General features: G+C 69.0%; 12 protein-coding genes and 2 pseudogenes. 3 read left to right on the forward strand and 11 right to left on the reverse strand.

Annotation, left to right across the window (positions count from 1 at the left end):
• Positions 1-779, reverse strand: a pseudogene (locus QC385_RS38535) (hypothetical protein); the annotation flags it as partial.
• 518 nt (positions 780-1,297) lie between these two features.
• Between QC385_RS38535 and QC385_RS38540 the strand changes: the two are divergent.
• Entirely contained in the window at positions 1,298-1,525 is a 228-nt protein-coding gene (locus QC385_RS38540; protein ID WP_279546064.1) for a transposase, read from the forward strand.
• 327 nt (positions 1,526-1,852) lie between these two features.
• Here the strand turns inward: QC385_RS38540 and QC385_RS38545 are convergent, their stop codons facing one another.
• Both QC385_RS38545 and QC385_RS38550 read right to left on the reverse strand, forming a co-directional pair.
• The gene (locus QC385_RS38545) at positions 1,853-2,065 is read right to left on the reverse strand and encodes a hypothetical protein (RefSeq protein WP_279546065.1); all 213 of its coding nucleotides are present in this window, start codon (positions 2,063-2,065) and stop codon (positions 1,853-1,855) included.
• A gap of 610 nt (positions 2,066-2,675) precedes the next feature.
• A complete protein-coding gene (locus QC385_RS38550; protein ID WP_279546066.1) occupies positions 2,676-2,987 on the reverse strand; it encodes a hypothetical protein in 312 nt (103 codons plus the stop codon).
• A gap of 889 nt (positions 2,988-3,876) precedes the next feature.
• Here QC385_RS38550 and QC385_RS44400 point away from each other — a divergent pair.
• Positions 3,877-4,146, forward strand: a pseudogene (locus QC385_RS44400) (helix-turn-helix domain-containing protein); the annotation flags it as partial.
• Positions 4,147-4,749: 603 nt separating this feature from the next.
• On the opposite strand, the gene QC385_RS38560 reads toward QC385_RS44400, so the two are convergent.
• Positions 4,750-5,085: a hypothetical protein gene (locus QC385_RS38560; RefSeq protein WP_279546068.1), complete on the reverse strand. Its 336-nt coding sequence runs from the start codon at positions 5,083-5,085 to the stop codon at positions 4,750-4,752.
• Between the two features lie 522 nt (positions 5,086-5,607).
• Between QC385_RS38560 and QC385_RS38565 the strand changes: the two genes are divergently transcribed.
• Positions 5,608-6,816: a S8 family peptidase gene (locus QC385_RS38565; protein WP_279546069.1), complete on the forward strand. Its 1,209-nt coding sequence runs from the start codon at positions 5,608-5,610 to the stop codon at positions 6,814-6,816.
• Positions 6,817-7,175: 359 nt separating this feature from the next.
• Here QC385_RS38565 and QC385_RS44405 read toward each other — a convergent pair whose 3' ends face one another.
• The 7 genes from QC385_RS44405 to iolB form a co-directional block, all read right to left on the reverse strand.
• Positions 7,176-7,697, reverse strand: a complete 522-nt coding sequence (locus QC385_RS44405; protein WP_279546070.1) for a bifunctional DNA primase/polymerase — start codon at positions 7,695-7,697, stop codon at positions 7,176-7,178.
• A 194-nt stretch (positions 7,698-7,891) separates the two neighbouring features.
• Complete coding sequence (locus tag QC385_RS38575; RefSeq protein WP_279546071.1) at positions 7,892-9,409, reverse strand: vWA domain-containing protein; 1,518 nt, start codon at positions 9,407-9,409, stop codon at positions 7,892-7,894.
• 148 nt (positions 9,410-9,557) lie between these two features.
• Positions 9,558-10,430, reverse strand: coding sequence for an ABC transporter permease (locus QC385_RS38580; protein WP_279546072.1), 873 nt, complete (start codon positions 10,428-10,430; stop codon positions 9,558-9,560).
• A complete protein-coding gene (locus tag QC385_RS38585) occupies positions 10,427-13,081 on the reverse strand; it encodes a CocE/NonD family hydrolase (protein WP_279546073.1) in 2,655 nt (884 codons plus the stop codon). Before QC385_RS38585 ends, QC385_RS38580 begins: the two co-directional genes overlap by 4 nt.
• A gap of 192 nt (positions 13,082-13,273) precedes the next feature.
• Positions 13,274-14,776 (reverse strand): CoA-acylating methylmalonate-semialdehyde dehydrogenase, encoded by a 1,503-nt coding sequence (gene mmsA, locus QC385_RS38590; protein WP_279546074.1) that lies wholly within the window; start codon positions 14,774-14,776, stop codon positions 13,274-13,276.
• Between the two features lie 14 nt (positions 14,777-14,790).
• Positions 14,791-16,668 (reverse strand): 3D-(3,5/4)-trihydroxycyclohexane-1,2-dione acylhydrolase (decyclizing), encoded by a 1,878-nt coding sequence (gene iolD / locus QC385_RS38595; protein ID WP_279546075.1) that lies wholly within the window; start codon positions 16,666-16,668, stop codon positions 14,791-14,793.
• Positions 16,665-17,477 carry a 5-deoxy-glucuronate isomerase gene (gene iolB, locus QC385_RS38600; RefSeq protein WP_279546076.1) on the reverse strand — a complete coding sequence of 271 codons (813 nt, stop codon included), beginning with the start codon at positions 17,475-17,477 and terminating at the stop codon, positions 16,665-16,667. Before iolB ends, iolD begins: the two co-directional genes overlap by 4 nt.
• Positions 17,478-17,487: the final 10 nt, after the last annotated feature.

Below are 17,487 nucleotides of genomic sequence, written 5' to 3' on the forward strand. Positions count from 1 at the left end.
CCGTCCTTGCCGTAACCGCCGTCCTTGCCGTAACCGCCGTCCTTGCCGTAACCGCCGTCCTTGCCGTAACCGCCGTCCTTGCCGTAACCGCCGTCCTTGCCGTAACCGCCGTCCTTGCCGTAACCGCCGTCCTTGCCGTAACCGCTGTCGTTACCCGAGTCGGCGTCCTCACCGTAGCTATCGTCATGACCCGAGCCGGCATCCTCATCACTGCCCGCATTCTCGCCGTAGCCACCGTCCCGACCGGAGCTGGTGACCTCACTGCCGGTGGCCTCACCACTGTCGGCGGCCTCACCGGAGCCAGTGGCCTCACCACTGTCGGCGGCCTCACCGGAGCCAGTGGCCTCACCACTGTCGGCGGCCTCACCGGAGCCAGTGGCCTCACCACTGTCGGCGGCCTCACCGGAGCCGGTGGCCTCACCACTGTCGGCCTCGGCCCCGACCTCGTCGCCGTACCCGCTGTCACTACTGGGGGCGCTACTGGGGGCACTGTCGCCGTACCCACTGTCACTGACGGAACCGGGCACATCGACATCGACGCGATCGGTGCTGTCGTCAAGGCCCCCGGGCCCGCGGTCCTCGCTCTGGGCAGCGACGTGCGGAATGGCTGACGATCCGCGCGGGTTCGGGCCGCTGGTGAAGGAGCTCCCGACGGGCGTGGCGGTCGCGGCACTCATGTCGCTGGACTTGTCAGAGACGCTGACGGACATGTCGGCGTGCGAGTCCGCGAACGCCGTGATGCCGTACAGGGGCAGGATGCTCGTCGCGGCGGCAGCCACGACCATTCCCCTACTCAGGTTCTTTCGCAATCTAGTCGTCTTCCTGTTCGAAGAAAAGGGGAAACCACAGGCCGGAATCGCGCGGGATCGCGTGCATCAGATCACACACATCGCGTCAGCGATTCCTTCTCTTCTTGCGGCTGCGACCTGGGATGGCTTCTCGCCTCCCGTAGTTCCGCCTCCGCTGGATCTTCCGGCTGGTCCAGTAATGAGAACCGGTGAAGTGCCAGTATCGACAGTCCGAGCACCGGTAGATGCGGTCGGGGATTTTCTCCAACAACGGCTGCTTGATCAGCCAGAGCCTCGCCTCGGATTCGGTACGGAACGACGCTTTACCTGTCACCGGACAACGCGGCAAGATAATCGTATCAGTCATATCCCCTCCGAGGCTGGATGCTACTCGCACCTCTCTGGGTGTAACTGATACTGCATCGGCAGGAAACCCCCCATCAAGTAGGTGACACTCTTCCGGGCGAGCAGTCATTGAATTTAATCCGAACGGCCCTGTACGGCGACTGATGCGAATTGCACTGATCAGACGATACTCGGGACGGCTTCACCATCTGCGCCACCCAGCGCGCATAACCACACGGCTCGGCCGACACCGCTGGGTCGTCGAACGCACGGTGTCCTGGCTGGCCGGATGCCGCCGCCTGCACCGCCGCTACGAACGCAAGGCCGAGCACTTCCTGGCCTTCGTCGGCATAGCCGCAGCCCTCATCGCCTACCGCCGACTCACCAACTGAAACGACGCCTAAGTTCGAACCCGTTAGCCGAGCCCACCGGCCACGGAAAAGAAAGAGCGGCCATCGGAATGGATGGCCGCAGCCGACATGGCGCCGGCTCATCAGCGACTGTCATATCACCGGTGACGTGACGTCACGTTGATCAATAGCTGCGAAACGGAAAGCGTCTCTCCCTCGCGGCGGATCAGGATGCCACTTCATCCGCCCGTAGGGAAAGACGCTTTCAGTCGGGCCCTAATCCCAAAGGGATCGACGGCAAAGGCTCTGACCGCGCCGACCTGCAGCCGAACGATCAAAGCCGCCAGGGCCCAGAAGGACTCAGGCCGTTCAGAGCGTGACCTCGACCGTGGCCGTGGCCGTGTTGGTGTTGGTGTTGGAGTTGGAGTTGGAGTTGTTGTTCTCGTTGACGATGATGATGTTGTCAACGCTGTCGTCGTTGTCCCCGTCCCAGCAGGAGGCGCTGGCAGCCGAGGCGGAACCCGCGAGAAGGGCCACCGCGGCGAGGGCCGACGCAGCGCCCAGCTTCATGCTCTTGCGCATTTGAATCTCCATTCTGATTCTTCCCCACTGGAAGAACGGAACCGATACTGCCGCGACACCGAAGGTCACACAACTTGGAATCACCCAAGGGCACGAAGTTCATCCATATGGCCCTGTACTACAGGTGATGGTGATTACCGAGTGCGCAGACCACATCTAGTCGGCCGCCCAAGGAGCAATGACCGACGAGCCAGAGAGGTAAACCGATCAGCAGCGGACCCCGGCGGGAAGGTCCCACACCTGACAGCCGGGCCGCGCACAACATCGCCCCCAGTGGGCGAGGTCACGAACCTGTTGCTCCGACTCAGATCCTGTACCTGCCCTCCTGGGTACCAAAAGGGCCGACCGCCATAGGCGGTCGGCCAGTTCAGCCCACCCCGTCACTACCCCGGAAACCGCCGAGCAGCGAAATGCGCGGCTCGATGCCGCGCATTCGCCGTAGTTGCGGCCGCTCAAGTGGAGCGCCTCTCCCTCGGCGGATGAGGTTGTCCCCTCATCCGCCCGCCAGGGAAAGACGCTTCCAGGTCGGGTCAGGACCCCCAAGAGAATCGGGTGACCGCCTGACCTGGAATCGAACGATCGCAAGCCGGCCCCCTAGGGCTCAGCCATATCAGAGGCCGAGGACGCCCAGGAGGGTGGGCGCGACGGCCTGCTGGGGAGCGGCGGCCGCCGGGGCCGCAGCCGCAGCCGCCGGAGCCGGAGCCGGCAGGGGGGCCTCCAGGGTGATGACAGCGCTGGCGGTGGCGTCGTTGTCGTTGGTGTTCGTGTTGTCATTGTCGTTGTTGTTCTCGTTGACAATGACGATGCCCGGCTCGTCGCTCACCGGCACGTCCTCGACGGCGCTGGCAGCAGAGGCGGAACCCGCGAGGAGGGCCACCGCCGCGAGGGTCCCCGCAGCACCCCGCTTCATGGTCTTGCGCATTTGATATCTCCGTTCTGTCTCTTCCCGGTTGGAAGAACGAAACAGATATTGCCTCAACGCGGAAGCGGGCACCACTTGGAAGGCCTGTGGCTCCGGAACTTCATCCACATGGCCCTCCGGGGGCAGGTAATATGAAGTGCGAGATACCCAGGTCATGCCTTATCCATGGAGCGACGGAGTAACGACACACCGGTTGCGCAACAGAGTTGAATCACCGTTTCATTTCGAACCACCGACCGAATGCACGCTCGATGGGGAGGCCTTCGGCCGTGTTCCCGGCATCGGCCCGAGGTGCCTCGAGCTGCACCGAATCGCCGTCGGCGAGGCCGGGTGTCCGTGGTGCTCCGACAAGGCCAAATCCCCCCGTCAGCAAGGCAGTCAGTTCCGGCTGAGTGGAGGAGGTTCGTTCTCAACCCGTCGCCTGGGCCTGGAGGTGCCGGATGCGCTGGGCAGTAGAACGCAGAGCGGGTAGTCATGCGGTGTCCGCCCGACGGCGGCGGGGTGGCGGAGGCCGGCACAGCGCGTGATCCGCTGCGGTCGGCCCAGACGGCGCAGTTCGGCAAGGAGGTCATTCCGGCGTGGACAACAGCACGCGCAGCGCCTCGCGTTGCCGATGGCTTCAGAGCTGGATGACCTGCTCGGTGGCCAGGGCCTCACCAGCCGCGCAGAGATGGCTCGAGCACGTCCGTCTTGCGTCTCCGTGGACCGGCAGACGCTTTGGGCGGCGGGAGCAGCGCTGTAGCTGTCGATTCCTTCGCGTGCCCAGCAACGGCTCTCCGCGGCCTGCACGAAGGCCACTGGAGATCTTCGAGGACACGGGTCATGTGGGGCCGCGATGGCTTGCGTGGGCTGCGCTGTGCGGCGGGATGAGGTATCCCGACGGTCGTGGCCCTGCGGTGCCCGCAGCAAGCTCGGTGCGAGTGAACTGTGTCTGCCAGGAACGGCGTTGGCTGTCAGCCCGTCCGTCGTCGGCGGGCGGCCGGTGCTGGATTCTGGCGAGGATCGTCGACGTCGTGCGCCACCGGTTCGGCGTCGAGCGCGTCATGGGCGGGCTGGATCTGCTGCTGCACCGCATCGGCTGGAGCGTGCAGGCCCCGTCCCGCAGGGTCACCGAGCGCGACGAGGAGAAGATCGCAGCCGGAAGGACGAACAGTGGCCTGCACCAAGCGAGTGCTGGAGTCCGCGTTGGACCGCGAGAGCACCGGCCATGCCGGCTGGGAGAAGCACGATCCGACCGGGAGAACGGGCCGCTCCACGGTGCTTCTCAGCGTTCGCGGACGCGCCGCCAACAAATCCGCAACCGCCTGCCCGGCGCGGGAGGAGGAGGGGCCGGTCGAGAGGGTGCCGGCGGACGTGTACGGCAGCGGAGACGGTGCCGCGTCGTCACACTGGTGCTCTTCGGGTGCTCTTCAGGCCGAGAGCCCTACTCATACAGCACGGCGCCAAGTCCACAGGGTGCTGAGCGAGCCCCCGACCGAGACGACGCCGGGCATCCATCTGCTCGCGGGCCACGTGCGAGGTCTTGAGCTCAACTGCAGAGCGGGGCCGGGGCGCCGCAGACGCTGCGGCCACTGCAGGAGGGGCGACTTCGGCGGTGATGGCCTTGTGACACGTGCCGAGTTCGGCTCCGCTTCCAGGTCCGTACCGATGCCGGGGCATGACCGGCGATGTGCCGGCGGTGGCCGCCGTCCATCCGGACCCTGCGGATCACGGAATGGGCGGCGACCGTATCCATCAGACTGCTGCCGGCGAGGGAGTGCCGTCAGCAGTCGCCGATCTGGGTGCTCGCACCGTCGGTCTCCAGCGTGGCGCAGACCCCGGTCGTTCTGGGCAAGGTGGCGGTGAAGGTCCCTTCGACACCGGCCTCAACGGTCTTCTGGGCGCTCAAACGCACACTGCCGTCGCCATCGGTGATGTGCACACTCACAGTCCGCTCCTGGTCACAGGTGACGCCGATGCTGACCGTGGTGGTCAGCTGGCTGCTCACCGTGCTGAGGTTGACGCCGCAGGGGAAGTTCTGCTGGGCAGCGGCCTGCGCGGGCGCGGCGGCGACGATCGGTGCGGAGGCCAGCAACACGGTGGCCGCCGAACGGAGCATGCGATGAGGCATTGGTTCTCCAGGGTGTCAATCGTGCCGACCGCCCTTTGGGCGGCCGGCCTTTCAATCGCGGCGCCCAAATCTCTCTTAAGCGCCATTCGGGGTAGATGTGACCATGCTTCGCACGATGCCCGCAACACGGCGCGCTTCCATCTGATGACCCCATCCGCCACTCGGGGGGACCGTGGTTCGCGCCCCAGCGTCCGCCTTACGGGAGCGTCAGCTTCCGTTACACTGCGTCGATTTCGGCCGCCTACGCCGCCGTCACCTCGTGACCGTCTGGACCTTGTGCCGCTGCTGCCACCACTTGAGGCGGCGCCCCGGAAGGGGACAACGGGCACCGTCCGCGCCCTGATGCGTGTCGTCTGCATACACGCGGAGAATTCACCGGTACGTGGATTTTGGTGCGCATTCAGGGTGAAAAGTGCTGACGGTGCAGTTCCGTGATGAACCGTCTGGTCATCATATGATCAGCAGCTTTAGCGAGCGGCGTCATAGGTCCCCCGAGGAAGGTTCTTCAGGATGCGAGAGAAGTTCACCGCCCGTCGGCGGATCGTCGCGGCGATCGTCGCGACGGCCGCGACCGCCGCGATCGGGTGCGGTACCGCCCTGCCCGCCCATGCCGATGCGGCCACCGGAAGGATTCTGGACGAGGGTTCCGCCGACTCCATCGACGGCAGCTACATCGTCGTCCTGAAGGAGGCCGCCGGGTTCAGGGCGAAATCGGCGGAAGGAGAACACTTCGCGTCCAAGTACGGCGCCACGGTGGAGCAGACATACGACGCCGCGCTCAATGGCTACGCGATCCGTATCGGCGCCTCCGGAGCGAGGAGTCTGGCGGAGGACCCGGCCGTCGAGTTCGTCGAACAGGACAAGAAGGTCCACCTCGACGCAACCCAGATCAACCCGCCGTGGAACCTGGACCGGATCGACCAGGTCCGCCCTCAGCGCAACCTGACGTACACCTATCCGGATACGGCGGGCGGTTCCGCGACCGTGTACGTGATCGACACCGGAGTGCGCATCACTCACACGGAGATCGCCGGGCGCGCCAGACACGGCTATGACTTTGTCGACCGTGATGCCAACGCATCCGACGGCAACGGTCACGGAACGCACGTCGCCACCACGGTCGCCGGCAGAACGTACGGCGTGGCCAAACGCACCAGGATCGTGTCGGTTCGGGTGCTGAACAACACTGGGGCCGGCACCCTCGCCAACGTCGTCGCGGGCGTCGACTGGGTCACCTCGCGCCGCGTCGGGCCCGCGGTCGCCAACATGTCGCTGGGCGCCGGCGCCAGCGCGGCGCTGGACACCGCGGTGAGGAACTCCATCGCCTCCGGTGTCACCTATGCGGTGGCCGCCGGCAACTCCAACGCGAATGCCGCCTACTACTCACCTGCCCGGGTGGGCCCTGCCCTCACCGTGGGAGCCAGCACCTGGATTGACGAAAGGTCCAGTTTCTCCAACTACGGCTTCATGCTCGACATGTTCGCCCCCGGCTCGTCGATCACCGCCGGCTGGCACACCAGCGACACCGCGTCGGCCACGCTCTCCGGCACCTCGATGGCGGCCCCCCATGTCGCGGGAGCCGCGGCCGTCTACCTCACCTCGCACCCCACCGCCAGTCCGGCGACCGTGCGCGGCGCGCTCGTCAACGGGGCCACGACCGGAGCCCTGAGCAACATCGGAACCGGTTCACCCAACAGGCTCCTCAGACTCGTACCCTGACGAGCTTGTGCACGGTAGGCCCACGGCGGGGGCACATTACTTGTCCGATAAACCGTGTCCGCGAACGAGGAAAACGTTCTTTCTCCGATGCGGGTCATGCCCCGGGGGGCCGTACCACCCGACTGCACACGGGCATTGACCGAAACGTGAATTGCGCTCTCAAGAAGCCTCCGCCGCGAACGCGGGACCAACCAGCGCCACACGCATAGTGTAATCCCCGCAATGCTGGTGGGAATCCGCCGTCTGCCTGCCCCAGGGACGCCCTGCCGACTTGGTGCCCCCACGCCGAAGGTGGGCCGCATCCCGGCGCCGTCGCCTCCACTGTGCGGCGTCGGTGGCGGCGACCGGACCCGTGGTTGTCATCTGGACCGGCCACCACTACGAAGACGGGTTCCAACGGTCCGTGTTCCACACACCGGACACCGCCGCCGCGGGGCGGCCCGCGCCGCGAGGGTGCCCAGGGCCTGCTGGAGAGCCGCTTCCACGGCTGTGGGAACAAACAGCGTTCCCGCACCGTCGGGAGGAACCAGCCAGCGGAGACGCCCTGAGGCCCGGTGCGGCGCGGGTACCGCGACCCATGCGCCATGGCCCAGGTATCGGACATCCGTGCCGACCCAGCGGCCTGCGGGATCCGGTGGCAGGAAGAAGCCCACTCTGCGGGCGACTACGTCCGCCAGTACGGGGCCGGGCGCCTGCGGGATGCGTAAGAGGGCACTCAGGGCCAGTGCACCCAATTCCTCCGGCACACTCAGCACATCCCAGAACCGTCCGCAGTCCAGCACTGCGACGCCGCTTTCTTCGTGCCACTGCCGTTTGCAGTCGCGCGGATCGGTCGCGGCGGCGGCGAGCCACTCCGTGGCCTGCCTCCCGATGGTTCGCATGAGGTCCCTCCGGATCCATTGGAAACGGCGTTTCCCCCCGTGCCACCCAGGCTGGTCAGGCCCGGCCCGTTCATGATGATGGATTTCTCAATTACGCGGAAGGGGTGGCGTACCCTGGCGAATTTCCTCTGAAGTGCTCGATACCGAGCTCTGCATTCCCATGAGTTCTGAAAATCGCCCAACAATATGAACGTTCATTCTCGGTCGGTGCGCTTCAGGCGCCTCGCCGTGTCGATCGCCTCCGCGAGGCGGTGTATTTCCGTGTCCTGCGTGCGGTCCGCCAAGTCGTCGGCGTGCCCGGCGAGTTCTTCGAGCCTGGGGGCGCCCGGCAGCAAGGGGTCGTCATGGCGCAGGGCGTCGGCGAAGTAGGCGGCCGTCGCGGTGACCTGGAAGGAGCGGTTCGCGCTCCGGACGGAGTCGTCGAGGGCGTCGGTCTCCAGGTCGCCGGTCTTCTCGTGCGGGGCGCGGGTGTCGGGGTCGAGCCAGCGGACGGTGGCGGTGGCGAGGTGGCCCTCGGCGCCGGGCTCGGTGCGGACGGCGTACAGGGCGGTGACGGTGTGGCCGGGGCCGACCTCGCCGCCGTCGACGCGGTCGTCGCGGAAGTCCTCGTCGGCTACGCGGCGGTTGTCGTAGCCGACCAGGCGGAACTCCTCGACGGTCTCGGGGTCGAAGGCGACCTGGGCCTTGGCGTCGCGGGCGGTGAGGTCGATGTTGCGCGGGAGTTCCTCGCAGAACACCTTGCGGGCCTCGTCCTCGTCGGACACGTAGACGGTGTGGCCGTCGCCCTTGTCGGCGAGGCGTTCCATCAGGGCGTCGCCGTAGTCGCTGCCGACGCCGACGCCGAAGAGGGTGATGCCGTGCTCGCGGCGCTCGCCGGAGATCCGCTCCAGGATCGTGTCGGCGTCGGTGTCGCCGGTGTTGGCGAGGGCGTCGGAGACGAGGACGACCCGGTTGGTCGCGCCCTCGCGCAGGCCCTCGACGGCCGTCTCGTAGCCGGTCTCGACGCCCGCGCCGAGGTTGGTGGAGTCGCGGATGTCCAGCTCGGAGATGACGTCGTGGATCTCGTCGCGGTTGCCGTCGAGGCGGGTCATGGGGAGCACGGTCTCGGCCTCGTCGCTGAAGGCGACGATCGCGACCGAGTCGTCGTCGCGCAGCCGGTCCGTCATCACGGACAGGGACTCCTGGGCGAGGTCCAGGCGGCCCGCTTCGGCCATGGAGCCCGAGACGTCGATGACGAAGGTGAGGGCGGCGGGCGGGCGTTCGCCGGTGCGTTCCGTGGTGCGGGTGGCCAGGCCCACGCGGACCAGGGACCAGTCCTCGTCGGCGGTGCGGGCGCCGTCGACGGTGACCGAGAAGCCGTCGCCGTCGGGGCGTTCGTAGTCCTGACGGAAGCTGTTGACGAACTCCTCGGGGCGGACCGTCGAGGGGTCGGGGAGCCTGCCGTCGGCCAGGGCGCGGCGGGCGTAGTCGTAGGAGGCGGTGTCGACGTCGAGGGCGAACGTGGAGAGGTGGTCGGGATCTTCTCGGCGATCGTCCTGCTCGCTGGTGCCCTGGCTCTGGGTGGGCGCGGGCAGGCCCGAGATGTCGCGGTCGGCGGACTTGCTGCCCTCGCTGCCGTCGTCTCCCCCGCTGCACGCGGTGAGCAGCAGCCCGCCCGCCGCCGTGAGCGCCAGCAGCAGCCTGCGTGTCCGGTACCGCCCGTACGGCTTCATCGTCCGTGCCCCCTTGGTCCGTCGGCGTCGCCTTCTTGCGACTGTGACGGCGCGGGGGGCCGGAACGTGCGGTACGGGGGGTTGCGGAAGCGTCTCGAAGCGGCCACGGGGACCGGCCTTCGAGACCGGTGGGTGATCTTCCGTTGACCTAGGAGACGACGTCCTTGCGGGCGAAACCGCGGAAGGCCAGGGCGAACAGCACGAGCGCGTACGTTACGGAAATCGACGTGCCCTGGATCATGTCCGTCCACTGCAACTGCGGCTGGACGGCGTCGAGCCAGGCGTACTGCCAGTGCGCGGGCAGGAAGTGCCGCCAGTCGCCGAGGGCCGTCACCTCGTCGAGGACGCTGCCGATGATGGTCAGGAACACCGCTCCGCCGACCGCGCCGAGCGGTGCGTCCGTCCGGGTCGACAGCCAGAACGCGAGGGCCGCGGTGACCAGTTGGGACACCATGATGTAGGCGACGACGATCAGAATGCGCACGGCGGCGGTGCCGGTGGGCAGGGTGCCGCCGGTGGGCAGCTCGAGCGGGCCCCAGCCGTAGGCGGCCGTGCCGACGGCGAGGGCGACGATCGGGAGCAGGACCAGCGCGGCCAGGCTCAGGCTGAGTCCGACGGCGAGCTTGGACCACAGCAGCCGGGCCCGCGGTACGGGGGCCGCGAGCAGGTAGCGCAGGGACGACCAGCTCGCCTCCGAGGCGACCGTGTCGCCGCAGAACAGGGCGACCGGGATGACGAGGAGGAAGCCTGCGGCGGAGAAGAGGTTGACGGCGGCGAAGTTCGCTCCGGAGGCCGTCGCCGTGTCCATCAGGTTGACGCGGTTGTTGTTGCCGCCCGGGTCGCCGCCGACCTGGAAGGCGATGAGCAGGATGATCGGCAGGGCGAACAGGACACCGCCCATGACCATCGTGCGGCGCCGCTTCAGCTGCCGGACCAGCTCGACGCGGAACGGCAGGGTGCGGCCCGCGCGGTAGCCCTCGGCGACCTCGACGGGCTCGGCCCGGTCGGCGAGCTTGCTCATGCTTCGGCTCCGATCAGAGTGAGGAAGGCGTCCTCCAGGCGGCGGTGCGGGCCGACCGACCGCACGGGCACGTCCAGCCGTACGAGTTCGGCGACCAGGCGCTGCGGGGTGCCGTCGGCGTCGAGCTGGACCAGGAGGCCCTCGTCGACGGGGACGGCCGAGGCGACGCCCGGCAGCGCGGCGACCTTCTCGACGACGGGCTCGTCCACGGGTGTGGCCGTGCCCACCAGGAGCGTGTCGCCCGAGCCGACGATGTCCTCGACCGGGCCCGCCTGGACGAGCTGCCCGTGGTCCATCACGACCAGGTGCGTGCAGGTCTGCTCGACCTCCGCGAGGAGGTGGCTGGAGACGATGACCGTGCGCCCGGCCGCCGCGTAGCGGATCATCACCTCGCGCATCTCGCGGATCTGGGGCGGGTCGAGGCCGTTGGTCGGTTCGTCGAGGATGAGCAGGTCCGGCATGCCGAGCATGGCCTGGGCGATGGCCAGGCGCTGGCGCATGCCCTGGGAGTAGGTGCGCACCGCGCGGGCGAGCGCGTCGCCGAGGCCCGCGATCTCCAGGGCCTCCTCCATGTGCGCGTCCTCGGCCGGGCGGCCGGTGGCGCGCCAGTACAGCTCCAGGTTCTCCCGGCCGGACAGGTGCGGCAGGAAGCCCGCGCCCTCGACGAAGGCGCCGACCCGGGACAGGACCGGGGCGCCCGGGCTGATGGCGTGGCCGAAGACGCGGATCTCGCCGCCGTCCGGCTTGATCAGGCCCATCAGCATGCGCAGGGTCGTGGTCTTGCCGGCGCCGTTCGGGCCGAGCAGGCCGAGCACCTGGCCCTTCTCCACGCGGAAGGACAGGTCCTTGACGGCGTACCGGTCGGAGGACTTGGCGTACCGCTTGGTCAGGTCCGTGATCTGGAGGGGCACGTCGGCGAGTTCGGGGTCCGGCGGGGCGGGTGCGGCCGTGCGGCGGCGTCCCGTGATGATCAGCGCCAGGGCGATCACGGCGCCGGCGAGCGGCATCCACCACACCCAGGCGGGCAGCGGGCCCTGCGCGTTGCTCTCGCCGAGCGCCGACGGGACCTTCAAGTCGCCCTTGAGGGAGACGCTGTACGTGGCCGGGGTCGCCGGGGAGGCGTAGCCGAGGTCCGTCGAGGCGAGGACCAGGCGCAGCCGGTGGCCGTCGTCGATCTCGTGGTCGATCGCCGGGAAGGTGATGGTGACGTCCTTGCCGGCCTTGGCGCCCTCGACCCTGATGGGCGTGACCAGCTGGGAGGGCAGCACCGGCTGGGTGCGGCCCGGGCCGACGTCGTAGACCTTGGCGAAGAGCACGGCGTCGTCGCTGGTGGACTTCACGTGGACCGTGGCCGTCGGGGAGCCGGTGATCTGGACGTCGTCCCGGAACGGGGCCGACTCGAACGCGGCGAACTGGCCGGGGAAGTCGAGGGAGACCCCGACGCCGAGCGAGGAGAGCTGGCTGAGGCCGCCGGCGCCGCCGAGGCCGGGCAGGGCTGAGACGCCGGGCGGGCTGGCGCCGGGCGGGTTGTCGAAGCTCTGCTCGCGGCCGGCCAGGGCGATGGAGCGCTGCTTGCTCTCCAGTCCGGGGTAGCGGTCCGAGGTCACGCCGGTCAGGCGGGGTTCGCCGTCGCCGGAGCCGAGGCCGAGGGTGCGGGTGACGCGGAAGGCGGGGCCGGTGTCGACCCCCTTGTCGTCCTTCAGGTAGCGGTCGAACCAGCTGTGCACTCGGTCCTGGACGCGGCTCGTCTCCATGTCGCCGCCGTCGTGGCCGCCCGAGATCCAGTCGACGTCGACGGGGGCGCCGCCCGCGCGGATCGCCTTCGCGGCCTGGTCCGCCTGGCCGAGCGGGAAGAGGGAGTCGGACTGGCCCTGCATCAGCAGCGTCGGCACCTTGATGTTCTTGCCGACCGCGGAGGGCGAACGCTCGTCGAGCATCTTGCGGGCTTCGGCGTCCGGCTCGCCCGACTCGGCGACCCGCTCGTACATCCGGCACAGCGCGGGCTCGAACCGCTCGCAGCCGCCGCCGGAGTTGACGAAGATGCCGGCCCACAGCTTCTTGAACACGCCGTTCGGGAACAGCGCGTCGGCGAGGTTCCAGTACGTGATGGCCGGGGCGATGGCGTCCACCCGGGCGTCGTGTCCCGCCGTCAGCAGCGCGATGGCGCCGCCGTAGGAGGCGCCGGCCATGCCCACGCGGGGGTCGCCGGGCTTGTCGAGTTCGACCTGGGGCTGCTTCGCGAGCCAGTCGATGAGCTTGGAGGCGTCGGCGACCTCGCCCTCGGGGTCGTTCAGCCCGATCTTCCCGTTGGACTTGCCGAAGCCGCGCGCCGACCAGGTCAGCACCGCGTAGCCGTCTCTGGCGAGATCCTCGGCCTGCTGCCGTACGTCGTTCTTGCTGCCGCCGAAGCCGTGGCCGAGCAGCACGGCGGGACGTCGGCCGTCACCGCCGGAGGTGAAGAACGAGGTGTCGATACGCACCCCGTTCCCCGTGTCCAGGACCCGGTCGGAGCGGTCGACCGGGGGCACCTCGTCGGACGCGACGGCCGTCCACGTCCCCGCGCCCGCGAGCACGACGACGGCGGCCCCGGCGGCGAGGAGCCTCCGGGGCCTCCGAAGCAGCCCGTTCAGTCCGGGCAGTCGAAGATCCATGCGTCAACGGTACGGGGTCAACCTGTCGATGAGTTGTCGACCGAAGACCGAAGTGCAAGGCCTTCCAGGGGTGTACACGGAGTTTCGGCGTACTGCGGGTGGTGTACGGCTTCGAGCTCGGGCGGTGTGGTGATCGGCCGGGTGCGGGGTTCGCTGTGGTTGTTCGCGCAGTTCCCCGCGCCCCTGAGGACCTCAGTGGTTGCGCGGGAAGCCCAGGTCCACGCCGGCCGGGGCGTCGGCCGGGTCCGGCCAGCGGGTGGTGACGACCTTGCCCCGGGTGTAGAAGTGCGTGCCGTCGTTGCCGTAGATGTGGTGGTCGCCGAAGAGCGAGTCCTTCCAGCCGCCGAAGGAGTGGTAGCCCACGGGGACCGGGATCGGGACGTTCACGCCGACCATGCCGGCCTCGACCTCCAGCTGGAAGCGGCGGGCCGCGCCGCCGTCCCGGGTGAAGATCGCGGTGCCGTTGCCGAACGGCGAGGCGTTGACGATGTCCAGGGCCTCCTCGTAGGTCTCCGTGCGCAGCACGCACAGGACCGGGCCGAAGATCTCGTCCTGGTAGGCCTTCGCGGACGTGGGCATCTTGTCGAGCAGCGAGATGCCGATCCAGTGGCCGTTCTCGAAGCCGTCGACGGTGTAGCCGGTGCCGTCGAGGACCACCTCGGCGCCCTCGGCCGCCGCGCCCTCGACGTAGGTGGCCACCTTGTCGCGGTGGACCTTGGTGATCAGCGGGCCCATCTCGGAGGTGGGGTCGTTGCCGGGACCGATCTTGATCTTCTCGGCGCGCTCGCGGATCTTCTGCACCAGCTCGTCGCCGATCGCGCCGACCGCGACCACCGCCGAGATGGCCATGCAGCGCTCGCCGGCCGAGCCGTAGGCGGCGGACACGGCGGCGTCGGCCGCGGCGTCGAGGTCGGCGTCCGGGAGGACCAGCATGTGGTTCTTGGCGCCGCCGAGCGCCTGGACGCGCTTGCCGTTGGCGGAGGCGGTGGTGTGGATGTAGCGGGCGATCGGGGTCGAGCCGACGAAGGAGACCGCCTTGACGTCGGGGTGCTCCAGCAGGCGGTCGACGGCCACCTTGTCGCCGTGGACGACGTTGAAGACACCGTCCGGCAGGCCGGCCTCGTGGAGCAGCTCGGCGAGCCTGACCGACGCCGACGGGTCCTTCTCGGACGGCTTCAGCACGAACGTGTTGCCGCACGCGATGGCGAGGGGGAACATCCACATCGGCACCATCGCCGGGAAGTTGAACGGCGTGATGCCGGCGACGACGCCCAGCGGCTGGCGGATCGAGGAGACGTCGACGCGGCTCGCGACCTGCGTGGACAGCTCGCCCTTCAGCTGGACGCTGATACCGCAGGCCAGGTCGACGATCTCCAGGCCGCGCGCCACCTCGCCGAGCGCGTCGGAGTGCACCTTGCCGTGCTCGGCGGTGATCAGCTCGGCGATCTCGTCGCGGTGCGCGTCGAGCAGCGCCCGGAACCTGAAGAGGATCGAGGTCCGCTGGGCCAGCGAGGACTGGCCCCAGGTGGCGAAGGCCTGCTTGGCGGCGGCGACCGCCGCGTCCACCTCGTCGACCGAGGCGAACGCGACCTTCGTCGTCACCTCGCCGGTCGCCGGATCGGTCACCGGCCCGTGCGTGCCCGAGGCGCCTTCGACGGTCTTGCCGCCGATCCAGTGGTTGACGATCTTCGTCATGGCCGGGAACTCCTTCACAGATGGCGGCGTCGGGTGGAGACGTGCCGTTCGTACAGCTCACGTGCCTTGACCGCGGACGGCCGTGTCGCGGTCTCGGCCACGGGTACATCCCACCAGGCCTGGGCGGGAGGCGCGCCCGACACTGTGTCTGCCGTTTGGGTCTCCACATAGACACATGTGGGAGTGTCGGCGGCCCGGGCCTCGGCGAGCGCCTCCCGCAGGTCCCGTACGGACTTCGCGCGCAGGACGCGCATGCCGAGGCTGGCCGCGTTGGCGGCGAGGTCCACCGGCAGCGGCGGCCCCGTGTACGTGCCGTCCTCGGACGGGAAGCGGTAGGCGGTGCCGAACCGCTCGCCGCCGACCGACTCGGACAGTCCGCCGATGGACGCGTAGCCGTGGTTCTGGATGATCAGGACCTTGATCGCGACGCCCTCCTGCACGGCCGTCACGATCTCGGTCGGCATCATCAGGTACGTGCCGTCGCCGACCAGCGCCCATACGGGCCGGTCGGGAGCGGCCATCTTGACGCCGATCGCGGCCGGGATCTCGTAGCCCATGCAGGAGTAGCCGTACTCCAGGTGGTACTGGTCGTACGAGCGGGTCCGCCACAGTTTGTGCAGGTCGCCGGGGAGGGAGCCGGCGGCGTTGATGAGGATGTCCGACTCGTCGACCAGGGCGTCCAGCACGCCGAGGACCTGCGGCTGGGTCGGGCGGGTGTCCGGCTCGTCCACCTCGTAGCAGGCGTCGACGCGCTGTTCCCAGCGCTCCTTGTCCTCGGTGTACTCGGTGGCGTACAGCGGCGCGACCCGGTGGCCGTGCATCTCCAGCCGCTCGGTCAGCTCCTCCAGGCCGGTGCGGGCGTCCGCGATCAGGGGCTGCCCGGCGAGCTTGTGGCCGTCGAAGGAGGCGATGTTGAGGTTGAGGAACCGGACGTCCTCGCCGGTGAAGAGGGTGCCGGAGGCGGTGGTGAAGTCGGTGTAACGGGTGCCGACGCCGATCACCAGGTCGGCGGTGCGGGCGAGTTCGTCCGCGGTGGCCGTGCCGGTGTGGCCGATGCCGCCGACGTCCTGGGGATGGTCGTGGCGCAGGGAGCCCTTGCCGGCCTGGGTGGAGGCGACCGGGATGCCGGTGGTCTCGGCGAACTCGGCGAGCGCCTCCTCGGCGCGGCTGTGGTGGACGCCGCCGCCGGCGACGACCAGGGGCCTCTTCGCCGCGCGGATGAGCCGTACCGCCTCGGCGAGTTCCGCCGGGTCGGCGCCGGGACGCCGTACGGTCCAGGTGCGCTCGGCGAAGAAGTCGTCGGGCCAGTCGTACGCCTCCGCCTGCACGTCCTGGGGCAGGGCGAGGGTGACGGCGCCGGTCTCGACGGGGTCGGTGAGCACGCGCATCGCGTTCAGCGCCGAGGGGATCAGGGCCTCCGGCCGGGTGATCCGGTCGAAGAACCTCGACACCGGGCGCAGGCAGTCGTTGACCGACACGTCGCCCGCGTACGGCACCTCGAGCTGCTGGAGGACCGGGTCGGCGGGGCGGGTGGCGAAGATGTCGCCGGGCAGGAGCAGCACCGGCAGGTGGTTGATGGTCGCCAGGGCCGCGCCGGTGACGAGGTTGGTGGCGCCCGGGCCGATGGAGGTCGTCACCGCGTGCGTGGACAGGCGGTTGGACTGGCGCGCGTAACCGACCGCCGCGTGCACCATGGCCTGTTCGTTGCGGCCCTGGTGGTACGGCATCGCGTCGGTGTGCTCCACGAGCGCCTGGCCGATGCCGGCGACGTTGCCGTGGCCGAAGATGCCCCAGGTGGCGCCGATGAGCCGCTGCCGTACGCCGTCGCGTTCGGTGTACTGGGCGGTGAGGAAACGGACCAGCGCTTGCGCGACGGTCAGCCGGGTCGTCATCGGTAACCCTCCGTGTGGTCCGGGTGGAAGCAGATCCGCCACTCCCGCGTCTCGCCGGGACCGGCCATGACATTCAGGTAGTACATGTCGTGGCCGGGCTGGGCGATGGACGGGCCGTGCCATCCGTCGGGGACGAGGACGGCGTCGCCGGAGCGGACCTCCGTGAGGACGTCGGATCCGCCCTCACGCGAGGGGAATACGCGCTGATAGCCGAAACCGTTCGGGCCGTCGATCTCGAAGTAGTAGATCTCCTCCAGCTCGGCCTCCTCGCCGGGCCGGTGCTCGTCGTGCTTGTGCGGCGGGTACGACGACCAGTTGCCGCCGGGTGTGATCACCTCGACCGCGATGAGCTTGTCGCAGTCGAAGGCGTCCGCCGAGGCGAAGTTGCGGACGTGGCGTGTGCAGGTGCCGCTGCCGCGCTGTTCGACGGGGACCTCCGGCGCGGGGCCGTAGCGGGCGGGGAGTTGTCGCTCGCACTTCGCTCCTGCCAAAGCAAAGCGGCCTCCCGCGCCGGAGGCGATCTGGGCCCGGGCGTCACGGGGCGCGTACGCGAAGTCGGTGACCGACGCGAACACGCTCTGTCTGCCCGAGAGGTGGAACTCCTCGTTCTCGACGCGCACGGTGCACGCGCCGGTCAGGGGCAGCACGATCCATTCGCTGTCCCCGGTGGTGAAGGTGTGGGTGCCGCCCGGTGCGAGCTCCACGATCCGCAGGCTGCTGTGCGTCCAGCCGGCCCGCTTGGGGTCGATGTCCAGGACGTAGTTCACGTCGGTGGTGGTGCCCTTGGGGACGTACAGCTCACTGGTCATGAAACGGCCC

This window comes from Streptomyces sp. DH10 (assembly GCF_029813805.1).
Taxonomy (GTDB): Bacteria; Actinomycetota; Actinomycetes; order Streptomycetales; family Streptomycetaceae; genus Streptomyces; species Streptomyces coeruleofuscus.